Origin of the sequence: Bacillus sp. SG20033 (assembly GCF_044570195.1) — a bacterium.
Classification (GTDB): Bacteria; Bacillota; Bacilli; order Bacillales; family Bacillaceae; genus Bacillus; species Bacillus subtilis.
This window is the reverse complement of the sequence record NZ_CP172606.1, coordinates 95,001-109,432: the sequence shown is the minus strand read 5'-3', so window position 1 is coordinate 109,432 and position 14,432 is coordinate 95,001. Positions and strand designations below refer to the sequence as shown.

Sequence of the window (14,432 nt, the reverse complement as noted above, 5' to 3'; positions counted from 1 at the left end):
CTTCTCCCTTTACAGCGCCTTCTCCAACAGCTTAGGCTTCGCAAAAATCATTCGTCCCGCTGCTGTCTGCAGCACACTTGTGACGAGTACATCAATATGCTTGCCGATATAATTCCGTCCTTCTTCAACGACAATCATCGTACCGTCATCCAAGTAGGCAACTCCCTGATTATGCTCTTTCCCGTCCTTAATGACCTGAACATTCATTTCCTCGCCAGGAAGCACAACAGGCTTGACCGCATTGGCAAGGTCATTAATGTTTAATACTGCTACCTTCTGAAGCTCGCACACTTTATTTAAATTAAAATCATTCGTCACGACGACCCCGGATGTCAGCTTAGCAAGTTTGACGAGCTTGCTGTCAACTTCCTGAATATCTTCAAAGTCGCCTTCGTAAATTTCAACTTCAATGTCTAATTCTTTCTGAATGCGGTTCAGGATATCAAGACCGCGGCGTCCTCTGTTTCGTTTTAAAACATCTGAAGAGTCTGCAATATGCTGCAATTCCTCAAGGACAAACTGCGGAATCACGATAACTCCCTCTAAAAAACCAGTCTGACAAATATCTGCTATTCTCCCATCAATAATAACACTAGTGTCCAAAATTTTCAGCTTCTTGTCTTGAACCTCATGTTCTTCATCAGCTGTTCCTTTTTTCTTTTGCATTCTGGCGGAAATGGAAAACAGGCTGATCAATTCATCCTTTTTCTTAAAGCCCACCTGGAAGCCGAGATAACCGAGGAAGAAAGCCAAAAATACAGGAATTATTGTGCTGAATATGCGGTAAGGTATATTGTCTAAAGGAATAACATTTACGATAAGATAAGCAATTATAAGTCCAAAAACTAAGCCAAGACTTCCAAATAACAAATCTGGAACCGGCGCTTTTAACAATGAATCCTCTATCCACTTCACCCAGTTCACAACGTATTCTGTACCCCATATACTGATGAGAAAAAAGATAATTGCTCCTATTGCCGCAGACGTATATGCGTTTGTTATTAAAGGTATGTCCTGTATATTTAACAGTACAAACAATTCAGGTATCAAAAATATACCAACAACGCCGCCAAAAATAATGAAGAACGCCTGAACTATTCGTTTTAACATACCCCCACCTCCTTTTTTAACATTTTAATTTCACAAAGTCTTATGCATCCTACGAATATCAGAATAAACAAAAACCAACATTAATATACCCGTATTCATAAGGTTTTAACCGAAATCACAGTTGTCTGTCTAAATAATGCTTCTCTTGCAGGCGTTTTAATCCTTTTTTGATTTTTTGGGCTCGTACTTCACCGATTCCCTCTACTTCATCTAATTCTTCTGCACTCGCCTCAATAATCCTTGGCAGGACTCCAAATGCTTCTACAACATTTTCAACAATCGGCATCGGAAGACGCGGTATCTTATTTAACAGCCTGTATCCTCTCGGCAATACATAATCATCAAGATTAGTAGAAGCAGGGTAACCGAGAAGCTTATACACAATGGAATCATCCAGCAGATCATAACTGGACATATCCTGCAGCTCCTTCAAGAGAACAAACGGATCTTTAATCTTTTCTTTTACATAGTCCTTAATAAATAAAGCGGCCTCTTCTTCCATATCCGTAATCAATTCAATGACTTGCAGTTTGATCAGATGCCCTTCTGTCCCCAGCTCTTTGATATACATATTAATTTCGTTTTTGATTCTCAGTACCATTTCATAACGATGCATGACAGACAAGACATCACTGAAGGTAACAAGTTCCTCAAACTCTAACGCGTTCAGTGCATTAATCGTTTTATCGAGGATTGTCTTATATTTTTCAAGTGTTTGAATGGCTTGGTTCGCCTTGGTTAAAATAAATCCTATGTCTTTTAGTGTATACTTCATGTTTTCCTGATATAACGTTATGACATTTCTTCTTTCAGAAATGGCGATTACAAGACAGCCAGTTTGCTTAGCTACTCTTTCGGCAGTTCTGTGCCGCATTCCTGTTTCTGATGAAGAAATTGTGGCATCCGGCATCAGCTGAGTATTCGCGTAGAGGATCTTTTGACCCGAATCACTTAAAATGATCGCTCCATCCATTTTAGCCAACTCATATAAATGCGCCGGAGAAAAAGCCGTGTTTATGTGAAAGCCGCCGTCCACCACTTCTTTTACTTTATCATTATATCCAACAACAATCAGACCGCCTGTATTTGCTCTCAAGACGTTTTCCATCCCCGCTCTGAGCGGTGTACCCGGAGCAACAAACTGCAATATAGATGACAGGTCTAACTCGTGTTTCGCCCCTTTTTTCTCTTTTTCCATCTATTATCCTCCTAATGAAGTACGAAGCGCTTCTGCAACATTTGCTACTCCGATAACCTCAATCCCTTTTGGTTTTGTCCATCCATCCAGATTTGCCGCGGGTATGATCATGCGTTTAAAACCAAGCTTTGCCGCTTCTTTCACACGCTGTTCAATTCTTGAAACCCGCCGGACTTCTCCGGTTAATCCCACTTCTCCAATAAAACAATCTGCAGGATTTGGAGGTGTGTCTCTAAAGCTTGATGCAATACTAATCACAATCGCAAGATCAATTGCCGGTTCATCAAGCTTAACGCCGCCAGCCACTTTCAAATAAGCATCCTGATTTTGCAGCAGCAGTCCAACTCTTTTTTCTAACACAGCCATTAACAGAGAAACCCTGTTATGGTCTATTCCCGTTGCCATACGCCTTGGGTTGCCAAAGCTTGTTGGCGAGATGAGCGCCTGAATTTCAACGAGAATCGGTCTAGTGCCCTCCATAGAGGCAGTGATACTCGAGCCTGCGGAACCAGCAGAGCGTTCTTCTAAGAAAATTTCCGAAGGATTCAAAACCTCAGTGAGCCCCTCTTCCCGCATTTCGAAAATGCCCATTTCGTTTGTAGATCCGAAACGGTTTTTTACAGCCCGCAAAATACGGAAAGTATGGTGGCGTTCTCCTTCAAAATATAAAACAGTGTCAACCATATGCTCCAACAGTCTCGGACCTGCAATAGACCCTTCTTTCGTCACGTGCCCTACGATAAAAATCGGAATACCTTTTGTTTTTGCAATTTTCATCAGCTCAGCGGTACATTCTCTGACCTGTGACACACTGCCTGGAGCCGATGTAATATCGCTTTGGTAAACCGTTTGAATAGAGTCAACAACGACAAACGCTGGATTCATCTCTTGTATAGCAGACGAAATATACTCCATATCGGTTTCAGATAAAACATGCAGTGACGGACTATTAATGCCGAGACGGTCTGCTCGCAGCTTCGTTTGCTTTACAGATTCTTCTCCCGAAATATACAGGACACTGTTTGATGAGCCTGATAATTGAGCGGAAACCTGCAGTAATAGCGTTGACTTTCCGATACCAGGATCACCGCCAATTAAAACGAGGGAGCCTTTAACGACACCTCCGCCGAGTACTCTGTTAAACTCGCCAAGCTGGGTTTTAACGCGGGGTTCTTCTGATGTTTCGATTGATGTAATAGGTGAAGGTTTCTGTACAGTTTGAACAGAATGAGAAAAAGCCGCTCTCCGATTGGCCGGTGCTTTTTTAATCATTTCTTCCACCATTGTATTCCAAGCACCGCAGCCCGGACATTTCCCCATCCATTTTGGAGACTCGTAGCCGCAGGATTGGCAGATGAATTTCGATTTTGTTTTAGCCATATATAGTGTAAGACCTCTCCCTTGTTCTATTTCTTGATATGAAAGTGAGGCATACACTTACATGCTGTATGCCTCATTTCCGTCTTCTATATTAATTCGTTTTAGCAGTCGTTTTTACGACAAATTCGCCATCTTCTACATCAAGAACAATATGCTGTCCTTTATGAATATTTCCTCTGAGGAGTTCTTCAGATAAACGATCCTCGACATGTTTTTGGATCGCTCTTCTTAACGGACGGGCACCGTATTCCAGGTCAACGCCCTCTTCCGCGACTTTCGCTTTTGCAGCATCTGTCAATTCGATAGAAAGATCTTGTTCTTTCAAACGTTTCGTTAATTGATCAGACATTAATGACACAATTTCAGTAAGATGTTTTTTCTCAAGTGAATGGAAGACAATGATTTCATCGATACGGTTGATGAACTCAGGTCTGAACGCTCGTTTTAATTCACCCATCACTTTATCTTTCATGTCTTTATGATTTTGAGTTTCATCCTGAACGTTAAAGCCGACATATTTATTGCGTTTCAGCTCACTTGCTCCGACGTTTGATGTCATGATCAGAATGGTATTGCGGAAATCGACTGTGCGTCCTTTAGAATCAGTCAATCGTCCGTCTTCAAGAACTTGCAGAAGGATATTGAAGACATCAGGGTGCGCTTTCTCGATCTCATCAAGAAGCACGACAGAGTAAGGTTTTCTTCTGACTTTCTCTGTCAATTGACCGCCTTCATCATATCCCACATATCCCGGAGGTGAACCAACAAGTCTTGAAGTTGAGTGTTTTTCCATGTATTCAGACATATCAATTCTGATCATGGATTCTTCATCGCCAAAAATGGATTCAGCGAGTGCTCGTGCAAGCTCTGTTTTACCTACACCTGTAGGGCCTAAGAAAATGAATGAGCCGATTGGGCGTTTAGGATCTTTCAACCCTGCTCTCGCACGTCTGACGGCTTTTGCAACAGCTACAACTGCCTCATCCTGGCCGATGACGCGGGAATGAAGAATGTTTTCCATATTGAGAAGCTTATCAGTTTCAGTTTGGGCGATTTTAGATACAGGCACACCGGTCCAGCTGGATACAACCATCGCAATATCATCCACAGTAACCTCTGAGTTTTCCTGCCCTTGCTTCTCTTTCCATGATTTCTTCGTATCCTCTACTTGCTCGCGCAGGCGCTGTTCAGTATCACGCAAGGAAGCAGCTTTTTCAAACTCTTGGCTTTGCACTGCAGCATCCTTCTCTTTACGAACCTCATCAAGCTTCTGCTCAAGCTCTTTTAAGTTAGGAGGCGTTGTAAATGAGCGCAGTCTCACCTTTGAACCCGCTTCATCGATCAAGTCAATTGCTTTATCCGGAAGGAAGCGGTCAGAAATATATCTGTCAGAAAGCTTAACCGCAGCTTCAATGGCATCATCAGTGATAGAAACGCGGTGGTGGGCTTCGTATCTGTCACGCAGACCTTGTAAAATTTGAATACTTTCATCTACAGATGGCTGATCAACCTGAATCGGCTGAAAACGGCGTTCCAGTGCTGCATCTTTTTCAATATATTTACGGTACTCATCAAGAGTCGTTGCACCAATACATTGGAGTTCGCCACGAGCAAGTGAAGGTTTTAAAATATTAGATGCATCAATAGCACCTTCTGCTCCGCCTGCCCCGATTAATGTATGGAGCTCATCGATGAATAGAATGATATTTCCTGCCTGGCGAATTTCATCCATGACCTTCTTCAGGCGATCCTCAAATTCTCCGCGGTATTTTGTGCCGGCAACAACTGTTCCCATGTCTAATGTCATCACACGTTTATCACGCAAAATTTCGGGTACTTCATTATTGATAATTTGCTGTGCCAAACCTTCTGCGATAGCCGTTTTACCTACACCTGGTTCCCCAATGAGAACAGGGTTGTTTTTCGTTCTGCGGCTTAACACTTCAATGACACGCTGGATCTCCTTGCTTCTGCCGATTACAGGGTCAAGGCTGTCTTCCTTCGCAATAGCAGTTAAGTCTCTTGCCAAGCTGTCAAGCGTAGGCGTATTCGCATTGCTGTTTGTTCCTGCCGCTGATGATCCTGTTTCATTACTTCCTAGAAGCTGGAGCACCTGCTGTCTTGCTTTATTTAAGCTGACACCGAGATTATTCAGAACTCTCGCAGCAACACCTTCTCCTTCACGAATCAGACCAAGAAGAATATGTTCTGTTCCCACATAAGAATGACCGAGTTTTCTTGCCTCATCCATTGAAAGCTCAATGACTTTTTTAGCTCTAGGAGTATAATGAATCGTTTGAGACATTTCCTGCCCGCGCCCAATCAAACTTTCTACTTCTTTCTGAATTTTATCTGAACCGAGTCCAAGCGCTTGAAGAGCTTTAGCAGCAATGCCCTCTCCTTCTCTTACCAGTCCTAATAAAATATGCTCAGTGCCAATGTTATTATGACCTAACCGAAGTGCTTCTTCCTGTGCTAGCGCCAGTACTTTTTGAGCTCGTTCTGTAAATCTTCCAAACATCATATCGATTCATCCTCCTGTCTTTTCCCATTCATTTCTAAGTGAAGCCGTTCTCTGATGAGAGCCGCTCTTCGAATGTCCCTTTCGTTCGGACGCAAAGCGCCTCCCGAGTATTGCTGTAAAAACCCTGGCTGCGTCAAAATCATAAGTTCGTTAAGTATGTTGCTTGAAAGTCCTTTTATAATGCCTAGGTCTATGCCTAACCGAACATCTGAAAGGCACTTTGCAGTTTCTTTCGATTCTATCATCCGGCAATTAGACAAGACCCCATAAGACCGATATACCCGATCCTCAAGTTCAATTTTAGAAGTTTGATAAATCGCTTCTCGGGCAGATCGTTCTTGTTCAATCAACTGAGCAGCAACACTGTTAAGATCCTCTACAATATCCTGCTCTGACTTACCAAGCGTGATCTGATTTGAAATTTGAAAGATATTCCCTACTGCTTCGCTGCCTTCCCCATAAATTCCTCTAACAACTAAGCCTAATTGATTAATTGCCGGTATAATTCGATTTATTTGCCTAGTTAAAACCAGTGCCGGCAGATGCATCATGACCGAAGCCCTTAAACCTGTACCTACGTTTGTAGGACAGCTGGTTAAGTATCCTCTTTGCTCATTGAATGCATAATCAACTTTTTCTTCAATCCAGTCGTCGACCTGGTTTGCGGCTTTCATTGCTTCTAAAAGCTGAAATCCAGGGAAAAGACACTGAATTCTAATATGGTCCTCTTCATTTAACATGACACTTACTTCCTCATTTTCAGAAAGCAAACAGCCGCCAAAAGGAGACTCTGTCAGATTCGGACTGATTAGATGTTTTTCAACAAGTACACGCTTCTCTAAAGGCTGTGCATCATTCATTCTAATCAAAACAAATTTGCCGATTCCGGGAATTTCTTGCTCTGAAAACTGATCTTCAAATTGCTGTATGATGGATGAGGCTTCTTCATTGGAATACCGCGTAGGGAACCGAATATGCTCAAAGTTCCTTGCTAAACGTATGCGGCTGCTGAGTACAATGTCACTTTCAGGTCCTTTCTGCTTCATCCAACTGCTTAGTGCGTCCTGAATAAAATGCTTTAGCGACATTACTCCTGTTCCTCCTCACTATCTGTACTTTTGAGTGATTGTTCTAATGAACGAATTTGATCTCTTACATGAGCTGCATTTTCAAATTCTTCTTGATGGATTAAGGATTCTAATTCCTTTTTTAGCATATCAATCTGCCGTCTGACATGAAGATTGCCGCCTATTCGTTTCGGTATCTTACCTGCATGCACAGTGTTTCCGCTGTGCACTTTACGTAGGATTGGTGTAATGTTGCTATGAAATGTTTTGTAACATTCAGAACATCCAAAACGGCCAATTTTTCTGAATTGCTGAAAAGTCATTCCGCATTTCGGACAAGCAGATATTTGCTCCGAGTGACTGAACATTTGAGTTCCTGCATTTTGAAATGAAGAATCCATGTTCAGTAGACCCGAAAGTAAATTATGAATAGAGAAACCCTGATTTGCACTTATACCATATGAATCACTATTTTCTTTGGCACATTGTTCACAAATATGAACTTCTATTTTTTCTCCGTTAACAACCTTTGTAAAGTGAAAAGTGGCTGGTCTCTCGTGGCACTCTTGACAAATCAATCTTTTCACCCGCTTATTTTAATTTTAAAGAAGTCAGCATTGCCTTCATCATTCTCGCTCTTAATTCATCACGTTCAGGTAAGTCAATGTGTAAAACTGAGCGGTCCATTACGCTGACCATCATTTTTGCTTCTCTTTCTGAAATTACCTTGTCTTCTAATAGCCTTAAAATAATGTCATCAGAGGCTGCTTGAGACAAATGGGTATTAATTTGAGAAATTATATTATTGATCAGGACAACTTCATTGTTCATTTTAATTTTAATGATTCTGATGTAACCGCCGCCCCCGCGTTTGCTCTCAACAATATATCCTCTTTCGCTTGTAAATCTGGTGTTGATGACATAATTTATTTGGGAAGGAACGCATTGAAATTTATCTGCAATTTCACTTCGTTTAATCTCTAAAATTTCCTTGCCATTTTGATCTAACACTCGTTTTAAATATTGTTCAATGATGTCAGAAATATTATGTCCCACTCAACCCCCTCCTTTACTGACTTTGACTATATTTGACTATAATCTTACTATAAGCCGTTTCTCGAGAATTTTCAACTTTCTCGCTCTATCCTTTATTATTTCCATTTTCCCGGTCCACAAAACCTGATTGCTGATTTAAAATTCGGTATAAAGTTATTATATTATACAGTTAAGTGGAATTTTATGATACCAATAAACCAAAATACAAAAAACCCAGCTCAATGAGCTGGGTTTAAACTTGCTTGGCGGCGTCCTACTCTCACAGGGGGAAACCCCCGACTACCATCGGCGCTGAAGAGCTTAACTTCCGTGTTCGGTATGGGAACGGGTGTGACCTCTTCGCTATCGCCACCAAACAAATTGAGAGTGTTCTCTCAAAACTAGATAACAGGTGTGACATCATTCAAAAATATGGTTAAGTCCTCGATCGATTAGTATCTGTCAGCTCCATGTGTCGCCACACTTCCACCTCAGACCTATCAACCTGATCATCTTTCAGGGATCTTACTTCCTTGCGGAATGGGAAATCTCATCTTGAGGGGGGCTTCATGCTTAGATGCTTTCAGCACTTATCCCGTCCGCACATAGCTACCCAGCGATGCCCTTGGCAGAACAACTGGTACACCAGCGGTGCGTCCATCCCGGTCCTCTCGTACTAAGGACAGCTCCTCTCAAATTTCCTGCGCCCGCGACGGATAGGGACCGAACTGTCTCACGACGTTCTGAACCCAGCTCGCGTACCGCTTTAATGGGCGAACAGCCCAACCCTTGGGACCGACTACAGCCCCAGGATGCGATGAGCCGACATCGAGGTGCCAAACCTCCCCGTCGATGTGGACTCTTGGGGGAGATAAGCCTGTTATCCCCGGGGTAGCTTTTATCCGTTGAGCGATGGCCCTTCCATGCGGAACCACCGGATCACTAAGCCCGACTTTCGTCCCTGCTCGACTTGTAGGTCTCGCAGTCAAGCTCCCTTGTGCCTTTACACTCTGCGAATGATTTCCAACCATTCTGAGGGAACCTTTGGGCGCCTCCGTTACCTTTTAGGAGGCGACCGCCCCAGTCAAACTGCCCACCTGACACTGTCTCCCCGCCCGATAAGGGCGGCGGGTTAGAAGGTCAATACAGCCAGGGTAGTATCCCACCGATGCCTCCACCGAAGCTGGCGCTCCGGTTTCCAAGGCTCCTACCTATCCTGTACAAGCTGTACCAACATTCAATATCAGGCTGCAGTAAAGCTCCACGGGGTCTTTCCGTCCTGTCGCGGGTAACCTGCATCTTCACAGGTACTATAATTTCACCGAGTCTCTCGTTGAGACAGTGCCCAGATCGTTGCGCCTTTCGTGCGGGTCGGAACTTACCCGACAAGGAATTTCGCTACCTTAGGACCGTTATAGTTACGGCCGCCGTTTACTGGGGCTTCAATTCGCACCTTCGCTTACGCTAAGCGCTCCTCTTAACCTTCCAGCACCGGGCAGGCGTCAGCCCCTATACTTCGCCTTACGGCTTCGCAGAGACCTGTGTTTTTGCTAAACAGTCGCCTGGGCCTATTCACTGCGGCTCTCTCGGGCTTGCACCCTAACAGAGCACCCCTTCTCCCGAAGTTACGGGGTCATTTTGCCGAGTTCCTTAACGAGAGTTCTCTCGATCACCTTAGGATTCTCTCCTCGCCTACCTGTGTCGGTTTGCGGTACGGGCACCTCTCACCTCGCTAGAGGCTTTTCTTGGCAGTGTGGAATCAGGAACTTCGCTACTATATTTCGCTCGCCATCACAGCTCAGCCTTATGGGAAACGGATTTGCCTATTTCCCAGCCTAACTGCTTGGACGCGGATATCCAATACCGCGCTTACCCTATCCTCCTGCGTCCCCCCATTGCTCAAATGGTGAGGAGGTGGTACAGGAATATCAACCTGTTGTCCATCGCCTACGCCTTTCGGCCTCGGCTTAGGTCCCGACTAACCCTGAGCGGACGAGCCTTCCTCAGGAAACCTTAGGCATTCGGTGGAGGGGATTCTCACCCCTCTTTCGCTACTCATACCGGCATTCTCACTTCTAAGCGCTCCACCAGTCCTTCCGGTCTGGCTTCACAGCCCTTAGAACGCTCTCCTACCACTGTTCGAAGAACAGTCCGCAGCTTCGGTGATACGTTTAGCCCCGGTACATTTTCGGCGCAGAGTCACTCGACCAGTGAGCTATTACGCACTCTTTAAATGGTGGCTGCTTCTAAGCCAACATCCTGGTTGTCTAAGCAACTCCACATCCTTTTCCACTTAACGTATACTTTGGGACCTTAGCTGGCGGTCTGGGCTGTTTCCCTTTCGACTACGGATCTTATCACTCGCAGTCTGACTCCCAAGGATAAGTCATTGGCATTCGGAGTTTGACTGAATTCGGTAACCCGGTAGGGGCCCCTAGTCCAATCAGTGCTCTACCTCCAAGACTCTTACCTTGAGGCTAGCCCTAAAGCTATTTCGGAGAGAACCAGCTATCTCCAGGTTCGATTGGCATTTCACCCCTACCCACACCTCATCCCCGCACTTTTCAACGTGCGTGGGTTCGGGCCTCCATTCAGTGTTACCTGAACTTCACCCTGGACATGGGTAGATCACCTGGTTTCGGGTCTACGACCACGTACTCATGCGCCCTATTCAGACTCGCTTTCGCTGCGGCTCCGCATCTTCTGCTTAACCTTGCACGGGATCGTAACTCGCCGGTTCATTCTACAAAAGGCACGCCATCACCCGTTAACGGGCTCTGACTACTTGTAGGCACACGGTTTCAGGATCTCTTTCACTCCCCTTCCGGGGTGCTTTTCACCTTTCCCTCACGGTACTGGTTCACTATCGGTCACTAGGGAGTATTTAGCCTTGGGAGATGGTCCTCCCGGATTCCGACGGAATTTCACGTGTTCCGCCGTACTCAGGATCCACTCAGGAGAGAACGAAGTTTTGACTACAGGGCTGTTACCTCCTATGGCGGGCCTTTCCAGACCTCTTCGTCTACCTCGTTCTTTTGTAACTCCGTACAGAGTGTCCTACAACCCCAAGAGGCAAGCCTCTTGGTTTGGGCTAATCCCGTTTCGCTCGCCGCTACTCAGGGAATCGCATTTGCTTTCTCTTCCTCCGGGTACTTAGATGTTTCAGTTCCCCGGGTCTGCCTTCTCATATCCTATGAATTCAGATATGGATACCACTCCATTACGAGTGGTGGGTTTCCCCATTCGGAAATCTCCGGATCAAAGCTTGCTTACAGCTCCCCGAAGCATATCGGTGTTCGTCCCGTCCTTCATCGGCTCCTAGTGCCAAGGCATCCACCGTGCGCCCTTTCTAACTTAACCGTTAAAAAGAATCACTATGTGATATCTTGTATTACTAATTGAATGTGATGTCTACTGTTATCTAGTTTTCAAAGAACACGTTTCGAAGGAATGATCCTTCAAAACTAAACAAGACAGGGAACGTTCTGTTTATAAGACCCAAGGTCTTATATTCCGTATAATATCCTTAGAAAGGAGGTGATCCAGCCGCACCTTCCGATACGGCTACCTTGTTACGACTTCACCCCAATCATCTGTCCCACCTTCGGCGGCTGGCTCCTAAAAGGTTACCTCACCGACTTCGGGTGTTACAAACTCTCGTGGTGTGACGGGCGGTGTGTACAAGGCCCGGGAACGTATTCACCGCGGCATGCTGATCCGCGATTACTAGCGATTCCAGCTTCACGCAGTCGAGTTGCAGACTGCGATCCGAACTGAGAACAGATTTGTGGGATTGGCTTAACCTCGCGGTTTCGCTGCCCTTTGTTCTGTCCATTGTAGCACGTGTGTAGCCCAGGTCATAAGGGGCATGATGATTTGACGTCATCCCCACCTTCCTCCGGTTTGTCACCGGCAGTCACCTTAGAGTGCCCAACTGAATGCTGGCAACTAAGATCAAGGGTTGCGCTCGTTGCGGGACTTAACCCAACATCTCACGACACGAGCTGACGACAACCATGCACCACCTGTCACTCTGCCCCCGAAGGGGACGTCCTATCTCTAGGATTGTCAGAGGATGTCAAGACCTGGTAAGGTTCTTCGCGTTGCTTCGAATTAAACCACATGCTCCACCGCTTGTGCGGGCCCCCGTCAATTCCTTTGAGTTTCAGTCTTGCGACCGTACTCCCCAGGCGGAGTGCTTAATGCGTTAGCTGCAGCACTAAGGGGCGGAAACCCCCTAACACTTAGCACTCATCGTTTACGGCGTGGACTACCAGGGTATCTAATCCTGTTCGCTCCCCACGCTTTCGCTCCTCAGCGTCAGTTACAGACCAGAGAGTCGCCTTCGCCACTGGTGTTCCTCCACATCTCTACGCATTTCACCGCTACACGTGGAATTCCACTCTCCTCTTCTGCACTCAAGTTCCCCAGTTTCCAATGACCCTCCCCGGTTGAGCCGGGGGCTTTCACATCAGACTTAAGAAACCGCCTGCGAGCCCTTTACGCCCAATAATTCCGGACAACGCTTGCCACCTACGTATTACCGCGGCTGCTGGCACGTAGTTAGCCGTGGCTTTCTGGTTAGGTACCGTCAAGGTACCGCCCTATTCGAACGGTACTTGTTCTTCCCTAACAACAGAGCTTTACGATCCGAAAACCTTCATCACTCACGCGGCGTTGCTCCGTCAGACTTTCGTCCATTGCGGAAGATTCCCTACTGCTGCCTCCCGTAGGAGTCTGGGCCGTGTCTCAGTCCCAGTGTGGCCGATCACCCTCTCAGGTCGGCTACGCATCGTCGCCTTGGTGAGCCGTTACCTCACCAACTAGCTAATGCGCCGCGGGTCCATCTGTAAGTGGTAGCCGAAGCCACCTTTTATGTTTGAACCATGCGGTTCAAACAACCATCCGGTATTAGCCCCGGTTTCCCGGAGTTATCCCAGTCTTACAGGCAGGTTACCCACGTGTTACTCACCCGTCCGCCGCTAACATCAGGGAGCAAGCTCCCATCTGTCCGCTCGACTTGCATGTATTAGGCACGCCGCCAGCGTTCGTCCTGAGCCAGGATCAAACTCTCCGATAAAGTAGTTTGACTGACTACGCACATCGCTGTGCGATTTATAAAAATGAATTAACAGGTACGTTTTGTCTTGTTTAGTTTTCAAAGATCATTTTGTTTGTCCGCTTTGTTAAAGCAACTTTATTAGTATACAATGTCACTTCTTCAAAGTCAACAACTTTTTAAAAACTTTTGGTGGAGCCTAGCGGGATCGAACCGCTGACCTCCTGCGTGCAAAGCAGGCGCTCTCCCAGCTGAGCTAAGGCCCCATAAAAAATGGTCGGGAAGACAGGATTCGAACCTGCGACCCCATGGTCCCAAACCATGTGCTCTACCAAGCTGAGCTACTTCCCGATTTCCCATCTATTCTATTAAAAGATATGGCGCGCCCGAGAGGAGTCGAACCCCTAACCTTTTGATCCGTAGTCAAACGCTCTATCCAATTGAGCTACGGGCGCAAAACATAATGCCGAGGGCCGGACTTGAACCGGCACGGTAGTCACCTACCGCAGGATTTTAAGTCCTGTGTGTCTGCCAATTCCACCACCCCGGCGTGGATGGTATAGTTGGAGCGGAAGACGGGATTCGAACCCGCGACCCCCACCTTGGCAAGGTGGTGTTCTACCACTGAACTACTTCCGCAGACAGGATGTCCAGTTTTTCTAACTGTTATCCTATATAATGCGGGTGAAGGGACTTGAACCCCCACGTCATAAAGACACTAGATCCTAAGTCTAGCGCGTCTGCCAATTCCGCCACACCCGCGTAAAATGGTGAGCCATGAAGGACTCGAACCTTCGACCCTCTGATTAAAAGTCAGATGCTCTACCAACTGAGCTAATGGCTCTTCTACAAGAGACTTGAGTATTATATCACATAAAAGTGGTGCCGGCAAGAGGACTTGAACCCCCAACCTACTGATTACAAGTCAGTTGCTCTACCAATTGAGCTACACCGGCATAATGGTGGAGGATGACGGGCTCGAACCGCCGACCCTCTGCTTGTAAGGCAGATGCTCTCCCAGCTGAGCTAATCCTCCATAATTGCACTAACGTGCAATTG

General features: G+C 45.9%; 7 protein-coding genes, 9 tRNA genes and 4 rRNA genes (1 of these 20 only partly in view). All 20 read right to left on the bottom strand.

The window, feature by feature from the left end:
- Positions 1-9: 9 nt before the first annotated feature.
- Complete coding sequence (locus ACFVP7_RS00590) at positions 10-1,110, bottom strand: PIN/TRAM domain-containing protein (RefSeq protein WP_003235014.1); 1,101 nt, start codon at positions 1,108-1,110, stop codon at positions 10-12.
- A gap of 115 nt (positions 1,111-1,225) precedes the next feature.
- Positions 1,226-2,308: a DNA integrity scanning diadenylate cyclase DisA gene (disA, locus tag ACFVP7_RS00585; protein ID WP_003225736.1), complete on the bottom strand. Its 1,083-nt coding sequence runs from the start codon at positions 2,306-2,308 to the stop codon at positions 1,226-1,228.
- Between the two features lie 3 nt (positions 2,309-2,311).
- The gene (gene radA, locus ACFVP7_RS00580) at positions 2,312-3,688 is read right to left on the bottom strand and encodes a DNA repair protein RadA (protein WP_038428273.1); all 1,377 of its coding nucleotides are present in this window, start codon (positions 3,686-3,688) and stop codon (positions 2,312-2,314) included.
- Between the two features lie 91 nt (positions 3,689-3,779).
- Positions 3,780-6,212 carry an ATP-dependent protease ATP-binding subunit ClpC gene (clpC, locus tag ACFVP7_RS00575; protein ID WP_014475592.1) on the bottom strand — a complete coding sequence of 811 codons (2,433 nt, stop codon included), beginning with the start codon at positions 6,210-6,212 and terminating at the stop codon, positions 3,780-3,782.
- Complete coding sequence (locus ACFVP7_RS00570; RefSeq protein ID WP_003235007.1) at positions 6,209-7,300, bottom strand: protein arginine kinase; 1,092 nt, start codon at positions 7,298-7,300, stop codon at positions 6,209-6,211. The genes clpC and ACFVP7_RS00570 overlap by 4 nt, the downstream gene beginning before the upstream one ends.
- A complete protein-coding gene (gene mcsA, locus ACFVP7_RS00565; RefSeq protein ID WP_015252993.1) occupies positions 7,300-7,857 on the bottom strand; it encodes a protein-arginine kinase activator protein McsA in 558 nt (185 codons plus the stop codon). The genes ACFVP7_RS00570 and mcsA overlap by 1 nt, the downstream gene beginning before the upstream one ends.
- A 13-nt stretch (positions 7,858-7,870) precedes the next feature.
- Complete coding sequence (gene ctsR / locus ACFVP7_RS00560; protein WP_003225724.1) at positions 7,871-8,335, bottom strand: transcriptional regulator CtsR; 465 nt, start codon at positions 8,333-8,335, stop codon at positions 7,871-7,873.
- A gap of 240 nt (positions 8,336-8,575) precedes the next feature.
- Positions 8,576-8,691, bottom strand: a 5S ribosomal RNA gene (gene rrf / locus ACFVP7_RS00555).
- A gap of 55 nt (positions 8,692-8,746) precedes the next feature.
- Positions 8,747-11,674 (bottom strand): 23S ribosomal RNA (locus tag ACFVP7_RS00550).
- A gap of 170 nt (positions 11,675-11,844) precedes the next feature.
- Positions 11,845-13,394 (bottom strand): 16S ribosomal RNA (locus tag ACFVP7_RS00545).
- A gap of 169 nt (positions 13,395-13,563) precedes the next feature.
- Positions 13,564-13,639 (bottom strand) — tRNA-Ala (locus ACFVP7_RS00540).
- 8 nt (positions 13,640-13,647) lie between these two features.
- A tRNA-Pro gene (locus ACFVP7_RS00535) sits at positions 13,648-13,724 on the bottom strand.
- A 27-nt stretch (positions 13,725-13,751) separates the two neighbouring features.
- Positions 13,752-13,828 (bottom strand) — tRNA-Arg (locus ACFVP7_RS00530).
- 9 nt (positions 13,829-13,837) lie between these two features.
- A tRNA-Leu gene (locus tag ACFVP7_RS00525) sits at positions 13,838-13,923 on the bottom strand.
- Between the two features lie 14 nt (positions 13,924-13,937).
- A tRNA-Gly gene (locus ACFVP7_RS00520) sits at positions 13,938-14,012 on the bottom strand.
- Between the two features lie 40 nt (positions 14,013-14,052).
- Positions 14,053-14,135, bottom strand: a tRNA-Leu gene (locus ACFVP7_RS00515).
- 6 nt (positions 14,136-14,141) lie between these two features.
- Positions 14,142-14,217: transfer RNA gene (locus ACFVP7_RS00510), tRNA-Lys, on the bottom strand.
- Positions 14,218-14,253: 36 nt separating this feature from the next.
- Positions 14,254-14,329, bottom strand: a tRNA-Thr gene (locus ACFVP7_RS00505).
- Positions 14,330-14,333: 4 nt separating this feature from the next.
- Positions 14,334-14,409: transfer RNA gene (locus tag ACFVP7_RS00500), tRNA-Val, on the bottom strand.
- 22 nt (positions 14,410-14,431) lie between these two features.
- Position 14,432, bottom strand: a 5S ribosomal RNA gene (rrf, locus tag ACFVP7_RS00495) (it continues 115 nt past the right edge of the window).
- Together the 16S, 23S and 5S rRNA genes with 9 tRNA genes alongside form the textbook arrangement of a ribosomal RNA operon.